At 49.2% G+C, this 17316-nt stretch carries 11 protein-coding genes and 2 CRISPR repeat arrays (1 of these 13 cut by a window edge); all 11 genes read right to left on the bottom strand.

Features of this window, described 5'->3' with window-relative positions:
- Positions 1-41: direct repeats of the CRISPR family, unit length 37 nt; unit sequence GTCTTAATCTCTCTTGCGAGAGGAATGCTTTTCAGGG; it reaches 441 nt to the left of the window's first position.
- A gap of 2999 nt (positions 42-3040) precedes the next feature.
- Complete coding sequence (gene cas2 / locus FSU_RS09690; protein ID WP_244263606.1) at positions 3041-3265, bottom strand: CRISPR-associated endonuclease Cas2; 225 nt, start codon at positions 3263-3265, stop codon at positions 3041-3043.
- A gap of 47 nt (positions 3266-3312) precedes the next feature.
- A complete protein-coding gene (gene cas1, locus FSU_RS09685; RefSeq protein ID WP_014546237.1) occupies positions 3313-4344 on the bottom strand; it encodes a CRISPR-associated endonuclease Cas1 in 1032 nt (343 codons plus the stop codon).
- A 2140-nt stretch (positions 4345-6484) separates the two neighbouring features.
- Positions 6485-6891: a CRISPR direct-repeat array (repeat unit 37 nt; unit sequence GTCTTAATCTCTCTTGCGAGAGTAATGCTTTTCAGGG).
- 713 nt (positions 6892-7604) lie between these two features.
- Positions 7605-8621 carry a GTPase family protein gene (locus tag FSU_RS09675; protein ID WP_014546236.1) on the bottom strand — a complete coding sequence of 339 codons (1017 nt, stop codon included), beginning with the start codon at positions 8619-8621 and terminating at the stop codon, positions 7605-7607.
- An 85-nt stretch (positions 8622-8706) separates the two neighbouring features.
- A complete protein-coding gene (locus tag FSU_RS09670; protein WP_014546235.1) occupies positions 8707-9393 on the bottom strand; it encodes a GTPase family protein in 687 nt (228 codons plus the stop codon).
- Between the two features lie 27 nt (positions 9394-9420).
- On the bottom strand, positions 9421-11415 hold the full coding sequence (locus tag FSU_RS09665) for an MORN repeat-containing protein (protein WP_015732047.1): 1995 nt from the start codon (positions 11413-11415) through the stop codon (positions 9421-9423).
- Between the two features lie 28 nt (positions 11416-11443).
- The gene (locus FSU_RS09660) at positions 11444-12181 is read right to left on the bottom strand and encodes a hypothetical protein (protein WP_014546234.1); all 738 of its coding nucleotides are present in this window, start codon (positions 12179-12181) and stop codon (positions 11444-11446) included.
- Positions 12182-12482: 301 nt separating this feature from the next.
- A complete protein-coding gene (locus tag FSU_RS09655) occupies positions 12483-13481 on the bottom strand; it encodes a viperin family antiviral radical SAM protein (protein WP_014546233.1) in 999 nt (332 codons plus the stop codon).
- A gap of 265 nt (positions 13482-13746) precedes the next feature.
- Positions 13747-14748, bottom strand: a complete 1002-nt coding sequence (locus FSU_RS09650; RefSeq protein ID WP_014546232.1) for a PP2C family serine/threonine-protein phosphatase — start codon at positions 14746-14748, stop codon at positions 13747-13749.
- Between the two features lies 1 nt (position 14749).
- On the bottom strand, positions 14750-15436 hold the full coding sequence (locus tag FSU_RS09645) for a vWA domain-containing protein (protein WP_014546231.1): 687 nt from the start codon (positions 15434-15436) through the stop codon (positions 14750-14752).
- Between the two features lie 51 nt (positions 15437-15487).
- The gene (locus FSU_RS09640) at positions 15488-16702 is read right to left on the bottom strand and encodes a protein kinase domain-containing protein (protein WP_014546230.1); all 1215 of its coding nucleotides are present in this window, start codon (positions 16700-16702) and stop codon (positions 15488-15490) included.
- The gene (locus tag FSU_RS09635) at positions 16683-17279 is read right to left on the bottom strand and encodes a hypothetical protein (protein WP_014546229.1); all 597 of its coding nucleotides are present in this window, start codon (positions 17277-17279) and stop codon (positions 16683-16685) included. The genes FSU_RS09640 and FSU_RS09635 overlap by 20 nt, the downstream gene beginning before the upstream one ends.
- Positions 17280-17316: the final 37 nt, after the last annotated feature.

The raw sequence follows: 17316 nt of genomic DNA, 5'->3' as shown, positions 1-17316 counted from the left end.
ATGAGTCTTAATCTCTCTTGCGAGAGGAATGCTTTTCAGGGAGTACCCCTCTGGAACCCGCATAAATAAAGGGTTCCAGGCGGCCATTGGTAACAACTGCACGCAAAAGCACTTAATAGAATTTTAATTTTTCTTTACAAAACCCTAAAAAGCACCCGAAATTGGTGTTTTTAACTCAATTTCGGCATGGTAACACGAATGTTGTCTGTAACAAATGTCAAGTTGCGACCCGGCCATGCAGACCGGACACCTTAAATTTACACTTTTTTGAGTGAAAATGGGAAATTTTAGGCTCCGCATACCCATATGACAACAAAAAAGGCCCGGCTTTGACACCGGGGTTTAACGCTTTAGTTTGAAATATTATTCGTTGATCAGCAGTGTTTTGCAAGGATTTCGATTTCGGTTTCATCAACAGATGCGATAATCGGTCTCATTGAGGTATCCTCCGTTAAGGTTTGACAGTGCAACATTGTACCCTTCTGTTTTTATCGTTTTTTAGAATGGAAGCGCCGACTCAAAAAATGAAATTTTCGGGGGAGTCGGGATATCGCCCCACGGGATAGTCCAAATGCTTTGCTGAACAGTTTTCATATTTTACCTCTTTTTTTCCGAACGCCCCACGCGCCCGACAACCATTATATCACTTTGATATAGAAGAACGTCAACCACATAAAATAAAAAACGGCCCCGATTTTCACCGGAGCCGCCAACCACAGGAGGTACATATGTTCAGCCAGACGGTAATGAGCGCCTGACATGAATTATATCGACAAAGACAACAAAAGTGTCAACCTGTTTTTTGGGGAAAAAGATTTCTCTTGCGAGAGCTCCAAGTCTTACTGCGACAGAGGCGAGCGAAGCGGAACCGCTTGCGGGACCATTTCCGAGCTGACAAGCAGGCAGCCGGAGATTCGCACTGCGACGTAAAGCGAGAGCAGCGCCTTTCAGGGTAAAGGGGAATAAAGAATGATCCTTTTCAGAGATTCGTCTTAATCTCTCTTGCGAGAGTTCCATAGTCTTACTGCGACAGAGGCGAGCGAAGCGGGACCGTTTGCGGGACCATTTCCGAACCGACAAGCAGGCAACCGTAAGGTTGCAATCTCTCTTACGAGAGTAATGCATTTCAGGGCGGGATAACAGCTGAATTCCGCCTCCTGAGAATAAAGTCTTAATCTCTCTTGCGAGAGTTCTAAGTCTTACTGCGACAGAGGCGAGTGTCGCGAACACGCTTGCGTGGGCATGACCGAGCCGACAAGCAGGCAACCGCCAGGTTGCAATCTCTCTTGCGAGAGGAATGCTTTTCAGGGCTACAATTTGGGATGCAAATGTACGTGGTACTGGATAGTCTTAATCTCTCTTGCGAGAACTCCAAGTCTTACTGCGACAGAGGCGAGCGAAGCGGGACCGCTTGCGGGACCATTTCCGAGCCGAGAAGCAGGCAGCCGTAGGCTGCAATCTCTCTTGCGAGAGTAATGCTTTTCAGGGGATAATAACGTCATACTATCGTGACTAATAATCTTCAGTCTTAATCTCTCTTGCGAGAGTAATGCTTTTCAGGGAGTACCCCTCTGGAACCCGCATAAATAAAGGGCTCCAGGCGGCCGTTGGTAACAGCTGCACACAAAAGCACTTGATAGAATTTTAATTTTTCTTTACAAAACCTTAAAAAGCACCCGAAATTGGCGTTTTTAGCTCAATTTCGGCATGGTAACACGAATGTTGTCTGTAACAAATGTCAAGTTGCGACCCGGCCATGCAGACCGGACACCTTAAATTTACACTTTTTTGAGTGAAAATGGGAAATTTTAGGCTCCGCATCCCCAATTGACAACAAAAAAAGCCCGGTTTTTGACACCGGGGTTTAACGCTTTAGTTTGAAATATCATTCGTTGATTAGCAGTGTTTTGCAAGGATTTCGGTTTCATCGACAGATGTGACAATCGGTCTCATTGAGGTATCCTCCGTTAAGGTTTGACAGTGCAACATTGCACCCTTCTGTTTTTATCGCTTTAGAATGAAAGCGTTGACTCAAAAAATGAAATTTTCGGGGGAGTCGGGATGTCGCCCCACGGAATAGTCCAAATGCTTTGCTGAGTAGTTTTCATATTTTACCTCTTTTTTCCGAACGCCCCATGCGCCCGACAACCATTATATCACTTTGATATAGAAGAACGTCAACCACATAAAATAAAAAACGGCCCCGATTTTTACCGGGACCGCCAACCTCAGGAGTAAAATGTTATGCCGAACGTAACGAGCGTCTGACATAACATATATCGACAAAGACAACAAAAGTGTCAACCTGTTTTTTGAAAAAAGATCTCTCTTGCGAGAGGTCTTTTACCTTCAGAGAAACATGGCGTTCCCGGCACAGGACCGAGATGACATTGTGAGGTATATTCCGCTTTTCTTTAGTCTTACTGCGACAGAGGCGAGCGAAGCGGGACCGCTTGCGGGACCATTTCCGAGCCGACAAGCAGGCAGCCGCCAGGCTGCAATCTCTCTTGCGAGAGGAATGCTTTTCAGGGGATGAAGCCTATTCTCCGGTTGTCGAGCTCCATTTGAGTCTTAATCTCTCTTGCGAGAGTTAAAGAGTCTTACAAATGGATAAGGTGAGCGTCGCGACGGAATGCTTGCATTCCGGCATGACCGAACCGACCATTTGGCAGCGTAGCTGCAATCTCTCTTGCGAGAGGAATACTTTTCAGGGGGAGAAGAAGGTTGGGGCCAAAAGAAGGATCGACGTCTTAATCTCTCTTGCGAGAGGAATACTTTTCAGGGAGTACCCCTCTGGAACCCGCATAAATAAAGGGTTCCAGGCGGCCGTTGGTAACAACTGCACGCAAAAGCACTTAATAGAATTTTAATTTTTCTTTACAAAACCCTAAAAAGCACCCGAAATTGGCGTTTTTAGCTCAATTTCGGCATGGTAACACGAATGTTGTCTGTAACAAATGTCAAGTTGCGACCCGGCCATGCAGACCGGACGCCTTAAATTTACACTTTTTTGAGTGAAAATGGGAAATTTCTGGGTCCGCTACAGCACCTTGAAGGCGGGATTTTCAATACGCTTTCCGCAACCGACTATACGCACGCCTTCGTCAGCCCGCGCGTCAATCGGGTACAGCCTCACCGAATCCGTATCAGGATCAATAATCTTTTCGGCCTCGTTTTCAAAACTCGCCACCTGCACCGAGTCCAAGAACGACTCGAATACCGACTTCTGCACACGAAACCCAGTCGCAAGGCACAGCTTAACCATCCTCCCGCGGCGGCGGGAATTTGAAATATCGAACGCGACCAGATACTTCATGCCGACTCGCTGTATTCGGGATTCCATTGCAAGTCCGCCATCTCGACTCCTTCCAAGAGCAACCGACGGAACGCTTCGACCCGGAGCCGCATCACGCTGCGCCAAGGCAAATTCGCCAACCCCTGATAGATGCCGTTCGGCCTTGCCACAAAATCTTCGTAATGGTGCAAGAATACACGCATTTTTTCAGGTTTCAGAAATAGCTGTCCCGACGAGTTTTCATCATTTCTTTGTTCAAAATCATCCGCCACCAGAACGCGTCTATTGAAGAGGAACAGCACAAGCCTATCAACAAGCGGATGCCGGAACTCCTCAAGCATATCCTGCGCCAGCGAATTCCTGCCATAGGAGGGTTCGTGCAGATAACCTAACATCGGGTCCATTCCATAAGACTCCAGCAGCGATTCCAGGGAACGGGCCGTAAGGGTGTAGCCAAAAGAAAGCAGCGCGTTTACGGGATCCGTACTCGGGTGATATTTCCGTCCGGGAAAATCCAGCCCGCAAGCCAGGCATCGACCAAAGTTTTCAAAATATATTCTCGCGCCATTGCCCTCAAAACCCCGTAGTTCATCCCGATCAAAGCCTTGCAATCTCCGGACAGCGTTCAGGTTCCGCAAGTATTCGTCGCGGTTTTCAAAACGGAAGGAATTGTGCGGGTTCTTGGAATACGCCTCCAGGACGCGCAAACCGTTTTCCAGCTTGCGGACAACACAGGATTTTGCAAGCGCGAAAGCCCGATCATCGTCGCGGAAGACATCGTACTGGCAAAGCCGCAGAGGCACATTCTTGCCCACCGCCGAGACAAGCCGCCCGCGATACCGCCCGCCACTGCTCAGGAACGCAATGTCCGCCCCCTTATCTAGCAAGGCAAGCATCGCGTCTGTCGTCGGGTGGACCGCCCCAAAGAGCGAAAGCGAATCGACCTCGGACAAAAGAATATCGTCTATGGTACAGCCGTCGCGCTGGACCACCAAATGCCCGCCATTTTTCCCCAGGCGGGTCCCCTGTTCGGTCACGTATAAATGCATAGCATAGATTCCCCATTTTTTGAGTTGTGTCCGGGGCTTTGCACCCCTACAACCTTTATGTCTTTTCGTTTTGGGAAAATGTCAACCACCAAAAACACGAACGGCCCCGGTTTTCACCGGAGCCACTCAACATACACTATATCGCTATGCACAACAAAAGTGTCAACTAGAATTTTGAAAAAAATTCCCTTGCGAGAGTCTTCGCGGCCCTTCGGCAGGTTCACGGACCCTGTTTTAGTCTTACTGCGACAGAGGCGAGCGTCGCGAACACGCTTGCGGGACCATTTCCGAGTCGACAAGCAGGCAACCGCCAGGCTCGCACTGCGACGTAAGACGAGAGCAGCGGAAATGCTTGCATTTCCATTGCCGAGCCTAGGAGCAGACAATCGAAGATTGTCATCTCTCTTGCGAGAGGAATGCTTTTCAGGGTGTCCATAACGTAGGCGAGTATGTGCGTCGTCTCAAGAAGTCTTAATCTCTCTTGCGAGAGTTAAAGAGTCTTACAAATGGATAAGGTGAGCGTCGCGACGGAATGCTTGCATTCCGGCATGACCGAACCGACCATTTGGCGGCGTAGCTGCAATCTCTCTTGCGAGAGGAATGCTTTTCAGGGGAAAGGTTCGAAAAGCATATAGCGGAGGGGCTAGAAAAGTCTTAATCTCTCTTGCGAGAGTATGGATTCTATCGCCTTCGGCTCCAGAATGACATCTTGGTCTTACTGCGACAGAGGCGAGCGAAGCGGGACCGCTTGCGGGACCATTTCCGAGCCGACAAGCAGGCAACCGCAAGGTTGCCATCTCTCTTGCGAGAGGAATGCTTTTCAGGGTTGTTTAACGTTAACACTGCACTTTACTGGCGTAAGGGTCTTAATCTCTCTTGCGAGAGTAATGCTTTTCAGGGAGAACCTAAGAACTTCATTATCTATAATAAGCGTAGAGGTCTTAATCTCTCTTGCGAGAGTAATGCTTTTCAGGGGTACGCTCTTCCATAAGCAACGCTGCGAAGCAAAGTAGTCTTAATCTCTCTTGCGAGAGGAATGCTTTTCAGGGGAGTACCCCTCTGGAACCCGCATAAATAAAGGGCTCCAGGCGGCCGTTGGTAACAACTGCACACAAAAGCACTTAATAGAATTTTAATTTTTCTTTACAAAACCCTAAAAAGCACCCGAAATTGGCGTTTTTAGCTCAATTTCGGCATGGTAACACGAATGTTGTCTGTAACAAATGTCAAATTGCGACCCGGCCATGCAGACCGGACACCTTAAATTTACACTTTTTTGAGTGAAAATGGAGAATTTTAGGCTCCGCATCCCCAATTGACAACAAAAAAGGCCCGGTTTTTGACACCGGGGTTTAAAGCTTTAGTTTGAAATTTTATTCGTTGATTAGCAGTGTTTTGCAAGGATTTCGATTTCGGTTTCATCAACAGATGCGACAATCGGTCTCATTGAGGTATCCTCCGTTAAGGTTTGACAGTGCAACATTGCACCCTTCTGTTTTTATCGTTTTAGAATGAAAGCGCCGACTCAAAAAATGAAATTTTCGGGGGAGTCGGGATGTCGCCCCACGGAATAGTCCAAATGCTTTGCTGAATAGTTTTCATATTTTACCTCTTTTTTCCGAACGCCCCATGCGCCCGACAACCATTATATCTCTTTGATATAGAAGAACGTCAACCACATAAAAAAAACGGCCCCGATTTTACCGAGACCGCCAACCTCAGGAGTAAAATGTTATGCCGAACGTAACGAGCGTCTGACATAACATATATCGACAAAGACAACAATAGTGTCAACCAGATTTTTGAAAAAAACTCTCTTGCGAGAGTTGTGGATCGTCGCGTCGTTATACTCCTTGCAATGACGTTAGTGCTTTACGCTTTCCAAGTCTTACTGCGACAGAGGCGAGTGTCGCGACCGTGCTTGCACGGGCATGACCGAGCCGACAAGCTGGCAGCCGCTAGGTTGCCATCTCTCTTGCGAGAGGAATGCTTTTCAGGGGATCAGCAATTGAATCTGCTGAATGGGAACCAGCTCCGTCTTAATCTCTCTTGCGAGAGTTCCAAGTCTTACTGCGACAGAGGCGAGCGTCGCGAACACGCTTGCGTGGGCATGACCGAGCCGACAAGCAGGCAACCGCCAGGTTGCCATCTCTCTTGCGAGAGTAATGCTTTTCAGGGTGATGTACCTGCAGAGGTACTCAAAAAGATGAGTGATGGTCTTAATCTCTCTTGCGAGAGTAATGCTTTTCAGGGTGACAAGGAAAGGCTCGATACTGAAATGCGTGTTCTGTCTTAATCTCTCTTGCGAGAGTAATGCTTTTCAGGGAAAACACTAAGACCAAGATCATGGCAAAGATTGCAAAGTCTTAATCTCTCTTGCGAGAGTAATGCTTTTCAGGGAGGGAATAGAAAAATTCTAGGAGGTAACAATATGAAAGTCTTAATCTCTCTTGCGAGAGTAATGCTTTTCAGGGCTATTTTAATCCCTTCAAAGCAACAAAAGAGTTTAAGTCTTAATCTCTCTTGCGAGAGTAATGCTTTTCAGGGAGTACCCCTCTGGAACCTGCATAAATAAAGGGTTCCAGGCGGCCGTTGGTAACAACTGCACGCAAAAGCACTTAATAGAATTTTAATTTTTCTTTACAAAACCCTAAAAAGCACCCAAAATTGGCGTTTTTAGCTCAATTTCGGCATGGTAACACGAATGTTGTCTGTAACAAATGTCAAGTTGCGACCCGGCCATGCAGACCGGACACCTTAAATTTACACTTTTTTGAGTGAAAATGGGAATTTTTAGGCTCCGCGCTCTCAATTGCCAAATAAAAAACGGCCCCGATTTTTACCGGGACCGCCAACCTCAGGAGTAAAATGTTATGCCGAACGTAACGAGCGTCTGACATAACATATATCGACAAAGACAACAAAAGTGTCAACCTGTTTTTTGAAAAAAGATCTCTCTTGCGAGAGGAATGCTTTTCAGGGAGTACCCCTCTGGAACCTGCATAAATAAAGGGTTCCAGGCGGCCGTTGGCAACAGCCGCACCCGAAATTGGCGTTTTTGTTGTCTGTATCAAATGTCAAGTTGCGACCCGGCCATGCAGACCGGACACCTTAAATTTACACTTTTTTGAGTGAAAATGGGAAATTTTAGGCTCCGCGCCCTCAATTGCCAAATAAAAAACGGCCCCGGTTTTCACCGGGACCGCCCTGCCACAACACAAGGGACACACAAAGTGGCTAATGAGGAGCAGGTGGGGGCGTTACCAGCCAAAGAGTCCGCCGAAGAAGGACTTCGCGATACTCTTGACCGCCCCGAAAGCGCCACCGACAACGCGGCCTGCAACACGGCCCACAGTACGGCCTGCGCTACCAAAAAGGCCACCCAGACTTTCGCCAATCTCGGCCCCGGTCTCAGCACAGTCCGAAATCGATTCAACAATATCGTCCAGAATGCTGTTGCGGTAGTCCTTGAGTTCGTCGTCGTCCTTCCACATTTCACGGTCGCGGTTGATGTTGTTCGCGTAAATCGTGCGCTTTTCCTTGGGCGTGTAGTGGACAATCTGGTACAGGAGCTTGGTCAAGTTGTAGGGTCTCTGCGGAGCATCACCATCCTTGTAGCCTGCGCTATAGTAGATGGGTTCCACATCAACACCCGTACTTTCCTTGATGCGGCGCCTAACGGATTCCACCTTCTCCTGCAAGAACTGCTCCAAAGCGGGTTCGGGCCTGTTGTTCACGCGGTCCCAGCCGCGACCCTTCATGGCCATGTCGGCCTGGTTGATCGCTACCAGAATGCGGGACTTGTCTTCGCCGAGGTTCGGGACAATCACGTTGCTGATAAGCTCGAAGGAAGTACCCATGTCGCGGGAGCTGCCGTCGAGAATCACCAGCACGAGGTCAATCAGCGGATTGCCATCGGCGTCGCGTTCGAGGAGTTTCGCGGTGAGGTTTTTCGCGTGACGGTTGTCGGCTTCCTTGCCGTCGCCAAGCCCCGGGCTATCCCACAAAACGAGGTTGCCGAGTTCGTACTTCTCGATTTCCATGGTTTCGGGGTCCACACCTACACCCACCTTCGACACGTCGGCATTAAAGAGCGCGTTGATGGTTGAACTCTTGCCACAGCCCGTGGCACCCGTGATGAGGAGGTTCACCTTCTTGCTCTTGAGGAGCAGCAAGTTGGCAAGAAGCTTGTGCTTGACTGCATCCGGGAGGCCAGAGGCTTCGATATCGTGTTCCATCTTGGTAACAAATTCCATGTTGTTCGTATTGTAAGTCATTTTAGTTCTCCTTATGAACCTTGTTGAATTCTTTTGTCTATTACATCTGCTTTTGCGGTGAAAGTGTCAACCATTTTTTTCAACTTCATGCATGGCGCACGGCTGGGCGGTAGCGCGGGATCTGCTCAATCAAGGCATCGACCACGGCATCCATGTTGTAGCCAGTTCCAGCCGAGAAGCACACCGGCGTACGGATAGAAACACCTGTCGCTTCGTAAACGCGCCGCCTGACCGATTCGGCCTTGTCGCGCAGGAACGAGTCAAGCACCGCATCGGGCTTGTTGCGCCAAGAATCCCAATGCGTCCCCTTCATGGCGATATCGGCCTGGTTGATAGCCACAACGATGCGTTCGCGGTCAATGTTCGGGACAACGACTTCGTTCAAAAGCGAGTAGCACGAGCCCATGTCACGAATGCCGCCCTCGAGCACCACAAGGACAAGGTCCATGAAACGGTAACGCGCTCCGCCATTTTCGTATGTCTTCAGCAGATGTTTGACAATATTGCGTTTATGGCTAGCATCCGCAACGGCACTGTCGCCAAGCCCAGGCGTATCCCACACGCAAAAATGGTTGTTGAGCGCATAGCGAGTGATATCCATGGTTTCGGGGTCCACGCCCTCGCCCACGCATGCAACCGCTCCGCCACAAAGGGCATTGACGAGCGACGACTTGCCAGCACCTGTAGCGCCCACAATCATCACGTCAAGCGGAAGGTTGTCACCAAGCCTGCTGCTAATTTCGTATTTACGGTAATTCTTGAAATTCTGCATTTTTTATCTCCTTTTAAAAATTGAGTGTTACTCTAAAACGGCACGTTCCATGGCGAGGTATTCCTTGTACGAAGACGAGGTCAACTCGCGCGAGGCAAAACTTTTCATCTTGCCGAACACGCAGCTTGCGGTATTGCAGCTCCCGATAGTTTCACCAAGAGTCTTATGGAAACTTCCGCTGTTCGGCCCAGGAATTTTGCGCCCGGTTTCGTCAACAATCGTGTGCGCGCCGCCATTGGCAAATTTTACGCCCGTTGTCCTTTGCGTCATTCTAGGGAGTATGTAGGCAAGGTAAGCGCCATCACTCCCCCACTTCGGATTCAGCAGGTAATCAACGAAACGATCCGCCTCGAGCCATTCGTGTTCACCACCGGCACGGATTCCACTGTTCTTGATGAAATCCTTGTGGCTTTTCCAAATGTCCTTGATCAGATTTTCCTGTCCGGACTTTTTCAGACGGACAAAGAATTCCACAAAGCCATCCCTAAAACTCTTGCCGGTGTAGTCGACAACGGCCTGCTTAAAGGCGAGTCTGTCGTTGAGGACATCGATTTCCCTGACACGAGGGAGGCTGATTTCCGGGAGCATTTCAAGCTCTTTCACGGCCTGCGCGTTCTTGCTCATCGCAATAGCCCTTGTATAGCCAAACTCCTTGACCGTAGCCAAATACGACTTGAGAGTAGGCGCAACCGCCTTGCCTGCTCGTGCAATTACCGGAGGCAACAGAATCAATCCGGCATTGAAGAGCTGTTCCTTGCCAAAGTTTTTCCACAAGTCTTCGACGCAATCTTCGGTATAGCATTGTTCGTTGATGGCATCAAACGTCAAGATCAACTGAAGCACAGCCTCTGTACCCACTATGGTAAAGAAACCTCCACCACAGATTGGGCCTGTCACCGGAGCCGAAGCCGGGAAGATCAGGAGGCTTGCGCAAACACCTGCATCTACAAAGGCCGCCCCGGTAATGACTTTGTCGATTTCGCTTCTGTGCGACACGATCCACTCGGAAACGCCTGTTTCGCTAACCCAGTTTCTGAAACGCTGCAGACTGCTCAACTCTTCGATGGTTCCGTCGTTCATTTTGAGCTTGACATTTGCACCGTCCTCGTCCGTCACGCGGAAATACGTGCCGAGTCCAGAAATCCCTGCCCAGATTCCCTTGATGGAAATAGTCCCTGCAGGTACATGTTCGCTTTCGGTGAACAGGCGAGAAAAATGATCCGACGTGATTTCGCCAAGCCCCGCAATCAGCCCCTTTGCGAAATGCCCAACATACGAATACAAATCGCCCACCTTTACAGTACCGACACCATTTACTTGGGCATTTTCAAAATCACCTGTATAGTGCAGAGTGTCGCCTTTGTGAACAACAGAAAGGCTCCCGAAGTCCGCGATGCGGCCGTCACGCATGGCACCCTGGAATGTCGCCATGTCCTTGCGACTGAAATTCACAGGCGAGAAATCAAAGAAGTCGCTCTGGATGGCATAGGAGGAAAAATCCCCATTGTAAATCCTGTACAGCGGGCCAACGTAAGAGGCACTGACGTCATTGAATTTGCCGTTGGACATTTTTCCGATATACCGTTCCGAAGTTCCGCTATTGGCGTAAAAGCAGGAGTCGAACTCGTAGCCGTTAAAACTACCGCTAAAGAACTCCATGGACTTTTTGGACTTTACTCTTGTTGCTTCGGCATGGTCGTCTTGCATAACGCCGTTCACAATGTTCCCGGTGTAAGAGACATGACGTTCCTCGTCCTTGATTTCGGCAGCGCCATTGACCATTTTGCTGTCGCGAAGTTCGCCAACGAAATACACATGCACCGTGTCGGCACCCTTAAAGAAAAGGTTGTCTTTACCCTGATAAATTCCCGAAAGGGCGCCATAGTATTCAATGGCCATGGAACCAGGCGGCACATTCGCCGATTTGAATTCAAACAAATTGGATCCGGCGGCGCTGACAACCGAGGCTAACAACGAAACTGCGAAAAGCGTGAATGCGGCAAGATTTTTGAACTGTGTCATAATAGACTCCTTTTTTGTTTGTTACGACCTACTTAGATTCGTCTTTAAAAACATTGCAATTCGTGGTCTTTGTCCCGACTACACGTTGGGACGCTTTTTCCCTCAACGTTTCGAGGACTCTGTCGCGAATCGCCTTGGGGCCATATTCCCTGTACGACTTGAAACTTTTGTTGATTGCCTGGCGCGAAATCCCGAGACGGTCTGCTGCGGAGCACTGCTTATCAGCACCTTCTTCAGAAAAGATGCGGTACAGAGCCTCGGCATTCTTGCGGGCTGCGCCCTGCATCGTGCTCAGAACTTCATTGACCATGTCGGTGTCGCAGGTATCGTAGGCATCGCGAGAACTGCAGGAAACATTTTCAAGGTCGTCAGTATAGTCCTGCTTGCGCTTGCTGTATATAGCGTCAGTACTGTTCTTCCAACGCTTGCTTTCCTTAGCGTTTTCTTTTTGCAGATCCTTGAAGAGCCATTCAATGTTCCTGTTAAGCAAAGTCACAAAACTGGCACCACGCGAGCCGTCGTAAGTCTTGTACGTCTTCACAAAGGCATCGTAAGCAGCACTGATGATCAAGTCCTGTTTATAGCGACTGTTCGGGAGTCGCGCCACATCGAAGTTGAAAGGAATACGTTTGAAATGATACATCGCAGCAGACTTGAACTTTTCCTCGTAAAGCTCATAAAGAGCATTGATTGAGGCGCTATCGCCATGCTTGCGTGCGGATTCAATGAGGGATTCGATTTTGGAATTTGTTGTAATCGTCGTCATAACTTTTATCTCCTTTTGCCATGCGGCATTACCGACACTGGGAACATCCCAGCCTCGAGCGTTGTGACCACTGTGACCTCAGCGACACCTCGTCGCCTAAGGTCTATGAACCCCCGATTTTAAAGGCTCGGGGAACCTATGTGAGATAAAAGTTGGCCTTATACCGTAGGCTCCACACGGCTCAGGTTTTACGCCTCCGAGCCGGGCGTGGCTTGCGCCTTAGAGGATTTTTGCGAGGATAATTGAAATCAGAATGAACATAAAGTTATTCTCCTTTGTTTGAAGTGAAAGATGAGTGAATTTATGCAGCACATTCATGCATACGGGCGAGGATCGCGTCCGTCGCCGTAGATGTGTAACGGCTAAAGAACTTTTCGGCAGAGAAGTTGATGTCTTTCAGAGCCTCTTCAAACGGGGTTTCCATGAGAGGGCGGCTGTAACGGTATTCCGCGCCACCGTTCTGGAACAAGCAACCGTTCGGAGCAATCATCAAATAGCTCTGCGTCATCACGGAATTATCCTCGATGAAGATGTGACGCTTACCATCGTCGTGACCGAAAAGGTCCTCGCGGTAATTGTTACGGATAAACACATGGAATTCATCGTCCGTAATACCCTTGTTGCCACCAAACGGCATCTGGCGCAAAATTTTGTACTTAGTTGCACCGAGTGCTGCCACCTTGTCAACAAGGACTTCACCGAAGTTATTCTGGTTGACGACAGTGTTCACCTTCACGCGGACGTTCGGATTAACGGCACGGAGTGCAGCAATCTTATCCGAAATCTCTTCAAAGGAGAGCGTGTGACCATTGCACTGGCGGCCAATCTTCAAGTTGGTTTCATGAACAAAGGAATCGAGCGAAATACCCACCTGGGAAAGGAGGTGTGCAAAGGGCAATGCGTTCTCAAGGTGACTGCCATTCGTGATTATCGAGACCTCGGCACCACACGCAACAGCCGTTTTGACCATGAACTGCGCCTTTTTCGGGAAGAGGATGGGTTCGCCGCCCACAACGCTCAAGCGCCAGGGAGCTGCATCTGCGCCAAAATAATCGGCATGGAAACGGGCGATATTCTCGATCACCTTGCGGACGTTTTCGGGGGTGTTCCAAGCTTCATCACGGCTGTTCCAGTCGCTGTAGCAGAAAGAGCACTTATAGTTGCAATGCTCCAGAGCGTGCCAGTTAACCACCAAGGGCGAGACCTTGGCGAAACGAGCGAAACTATCTGCGTTCTGGAAATTTTTGGGGAAGTTGATTGCGTTCGTCGGCATAGGATCCTTACCTTCAAGGCCAATCAAACCGCTCCAGACGTCTTAATTTTACCCGCCAAGACACTATAGGCGAGCCATGGCAAAGCGCCACGGGTTTCAAACAGAGCGGCCGTTAAGCCTTTTTTGATTGATAATGATCCGTTCCGAGGAACAGATATAGCGGTTAGCGAACTAACCAGAGTAATAAAAAACAGAAAGCAATGCTTTCGTTACTCCAAATATATCTAATTCCCCTAACGAATGCAAGAGGTGCGGACAAAAAAATTTGATTTTTTTGAAAAAACTTGTTTTTTTATAAAAAAGCCCGGAGGGCGGATTTGTAACATCCGTCCTCACGAACCTGAAGAAGATTTGCCTTGCCCAGGCAGGCCAGAATCCTGTCGAGCTTTTTCCCTCGCCAATGCAGCCTTCGCTTAGCCGCCCGGTAGGAGCTCCAAGACCGCAAAGCATCGAGAGCATCCTCAAAGCTTTTCAGCCTTTTTCGGGAAGCACGCGTATCAGGAAGCCGAAGGAATTCACACTTGTCTGTATCCGCGAGATCCGCAAAGCCCCGCCCATTCGCGGGCTGCGACATCAGCACCATGCTGCAGTCATCGGTGGTTTTCCGCTTAACACAATTTTCAAGCGCGTCGCGCAGCCCTTGCGACATGAACGCACCATCGCAAACAGAAGCAAGCTTAAATAAACGAGCAAGGGAAGGAGATAGGACCTTGTTTCGTTTATTATAAAAGCTGTTTTCCGAACCATCGGACATCAAGACAAAACCTGAAATCTGATTCAAGTTGCCCTTGATGAGCTTCATACTTGCAATGGCGTTATTCGATGTCGTAAAGACCGTCGTGTTCGCAAATTCGCCATTCTCCGGATGGGACGCCACCAGCACTTCGCCATTTTTGAAATAGCCGATAACGCCGTCACCAATGTGGCAAATCACGAACTTCCCTGCTTTCACGGCAACAAACAAGAGCGTAGAGGCGAGGTCCTTCAAAGAGCAGCCCCGTTCAGCACAGAGAGCATTGAGACGCTGGCCGACAACTTCAAGGATGCGCTGCTTTACGGCGACACCATCTTCTTCGTTAATGACAAAGTCAAAGTTTTCAGCCATAAAGTTGCAAATCGTCTGAGTCACGGCTTCGGCCCCAAAATGGGAAAGGCTTGCAGAGCCTGCTCCATCAGCAAGGGCGCATACGGAACATCCGTCCTTGATGACAGAGAAGGTCTTATCCTGACAAGGCGTACCCGAGCTCAAGTGACCACGGCCCTGAACGGCACTTTGTACGGTAACCCAGCACATACTACAGCTCCGCCCAACCCTTGATGCCATCGGTGTCCAGCTGGATCTTATCCCCCGGCGTGGACTGCGAGACCTTCGACACGCTCTTGGAAAGCCAGGCAAAGAATTCCCTGAAGTTCAAGCCCTGCAACTTGAGCGGGCTGCGCTTCGGAGAGAACGCCGCCAATGCATTCATGTCTGCATCTTCGCCAATGCCGATCGGGAAAATGGTCAACTTGCGATTTTTAATCATTTCGCAGGTACGCTGGACCGCCCTTGCGTATTCCGAGCTGTCGCCATTCGGCTTACCGTCCGTCATGAGCACAATCCACGGCTGATAATAATCTACGCCGCTGGCCTTATACTCGCCCTTCCTTTTTTCAAGCAAGTCAAGCGCCATGTTCATCGCCTCGCCCATAGGAGTGCCGCCATTAGCGAAAAAGTTAGGCGAATCAGGCTGATGCTCAAGAGTGCTGAAATCGGTCTTGAGTACGGCGGATCCACCGAAAGTCACAACGGCAATTTCGGCTGCGTACAAAGCGGTTTCGTCGCTGCGCACGGCATCGTAAAAGCAGTTGATACCTTCGTTGAGTTCGCTGATCGGCTGGCCCTCCATGGAGCCGCTGGTGTCCAAAACAAGGCACACAGGCACGCGGGTGGACGGGTTGTTTTCGAGGTCTTCAATGTTGAGGAGTTTTTCATTCGTCATGATGGTTTTTCCTTTTTTGTTTGTTGTTTATTTTGTTAAAAATTTTTATGGTTAGCCAAAGAGGCGATACAAGAAATCCGGCAATACGTTCAACGGAGACTGAACCTTGGATTCCTGCAGCACACGTGGGTTTCCATAACTGCGCTGGCGAGCAAGTCTTCGTTTGCGCAAGCATTCGATGCAAGCCCCTTTTTCGTTGATCCAGCTTTGGTCGGTGTCGTTCTTACAGTACGGGCATTTCACATAAACTACGCCCTTCTGCTTTTTGAAACGAGTCGGATAAATCCACGTAGACATTTCATCCTGTTCGCCAAGCTTTCCCGAATCAAGCAGTCGCAAGTATTCCTTGAACTTTTTGAGCCAATCAAAGGTACTCAGGCGCTTGCTTTCGACAGAATAGTTGCCACCCTTATTGAAAGTGTTGTAGAAGGCATCCTTCAAAAATCGTGGGAGGTGGCTCCACAGGAATCTCCACGGACCATTCGGAGTTTTCTTGTTCGAAGATTCTCCGAGCGGGTACGAGAAATCCATATCGATGATATTCTGCTGGGCGCTCACGCCTCCCTTTTGATTGTACGGCATTTGACCGGTGATCATCAGCGAAAAGAGAAGGACCGCCACGGCAAAATTCTCATTGCCAACCGTGCGGAGGTAGCTATCATAATGGCCACGATTCTGGAGTTCCGGCGGCGTAAACGGAATCGTTCCGACAGGGCATGGGTAGCCAGCCACCTGATAAGAGTCGCAGTCCACAAAGTAAACTTCCCTGGGCGTCTTTACGAGAATGTTGTCCGGATTGATGTCGCCAAGAACAATTCCTTTCCGATGCAAGCATTCAATCTTTTCCAAAATGGTCACACAAAGCTCGACCAAGTCTCGCTTGGTCCAATGAGGGAACTTTTTCTGCAGGAGCGGCTTCTGGTAAAGAGTACGGATCTTCACGCCATCGGCCTTTTCCATCAGGTAGCCCACAAATTCATTCCGGGAATTGTACAGCGGAGCCAACGGAAGACAGATGCCAGGAAACTTCACCCCGGCAGAAGCCATCGCCTGGATCTTCACAAGCTTATGGGACGTCGTCTTTTCCGGCTTATACACCTTGGCCACATAGGGCATATTCGTCTCATAAACCGCACCCTCGCCACCTTCGCCCAACACGGAAACCAGTCGGATACTAGTACCTTTAGGCGTATGGAGAAGATCCCCAGGCCTGGAAGCCCTAGTCACAGCAAGGCGTTTATCAGCATTAATCAAAATCGGTTTCATCGTCATCCTCCAAAGTTTTACCGTTTTCAAGCTCGTGTGTATTTGCTTTTGGCGTGCAGTACGTGTTCATCGCAATCACATTGCCAAGCCTTCTGCAGTGACTCAAGGCATCGTCCGGGAAGATTACATCGTAGCATTCCTTCGTGAAGTCAGCCTCGGTCGTCAAAGCATCAGGCGGCAGCTTTCTCAGATAACGGTCGTAGCAAATCTTTCTTCGGGTGTTCTCGTTTTTCTTTTCATAGAAATTGCCCGTGATTTCAAACGTCTCGTCATCAAAGAACGCGCTCAACACAAGTCTGTAATGGAGAAGCGCATCCTCAAGAGAGGTCGTGATAAAGTAACGGCAAGAATCATCGCTAAACCAGTCAACGATAGTACAGTCCGTTCCAAATTCCTGCTGCAAAAGATCCGCCTCCTTCTGATTGATGGGCGGCATGCGATCGCACCTGCGCTTTCTTCTCGCAAACACATAAGCCTCTGTGCTTGGCGTATCAAGCGAGAGCGCAACGCTGCCGTTCTGGTTACGAAGGCGCACATAGCCGAAAGGGAACAAGTCAATAAATTCTTTAGGTTTCATCAGCGGGGACTCCTTAAACATTTTGTTTGACGCTCTC

The organism is Fibrobacter succinogenes subsp. succinogenes S85 (assembly GCF_000146505.1).
Classification (GTDB): domain Bacteria; phylum Fibrobacterota; class Fibrobacteria; order Fibrobacterales; family Fibrobacteraceae; genus Fibrobacter; species Fibrobacter succinogenes.
The sequence above is the reverse complement of the archived record's forward strand: the minus strand, read 5'-3'. Positions and strand labels throughout refer to the sequence as shown.

Coding starts and splice junctions, on each gene's coding strand:
- cas2 (WP_244263606.1), bottom strand. CDS start 3,265: ATGGTTAAGCTGTGCCTTGCGACTGGGTTTCGTGTGCAGAAGTCGGTA.
- cas1 (WP_014546237.1), bottom strand. CDS start 4,344: ATGCATTTATACGTGACCGAACAGGGGACCCGCCTGGGGAAAAATGGC.
- FSU_RS09675 (WP_014546236.1), bottom strand. CDS start 8,621: ATGACTTACAATACGAACAACATGGAATTTGTTACCAAGATGGAACAC.
- FSU_RS09670 (WP_014546235.1), bottom strand. CDS start 9,393: ATGCAGAATTTCAAGAATTACCGTAAATACGAAATTAGCAGCAGGCTT.
- FSU_RS09665 (WP_015732047.1), bottom strand. CDS start 11,415: ATGACACAGTTCAAAAATCTTGCCGCATTCACGCTTTTCGCAGTTTCG.
- FSU_RS09660 (WP_014546234.1), bottom strand. CDS start 12,181: ATGACGACGATTACAACAAATTCCAAAATCGAATCCCTCATTGAATCC.
- FSU_RS09650 (WP_014546232.1), bottom strand. CDS start 14,748: ATGTGCTGGGTTACCGTACAAAGTGCCGTTCAGGGCCGTGGTCACTTG.
- FSU_RS09645 (WP_014546231.1), bottom strand. CDS start 15,436: ATGACGAATGAAAAACTCCTCAACATTGAAGACCTCGAAAACAACCCG.
- FSU_RS09640 (WP_014546230.1), bottom strand. CDS start 16,702: ATGAAACCGATTTTGATTAATGCTGATAAACGCCTTGCTGTGACTAGG.
- FSU_RS09635 (WP_014546229.1), bottom strand. CDS start 17,279: ATGAAACCTAAAGAATTTATTGACTTGTTCCCTTTCGGCTATGTGCGC.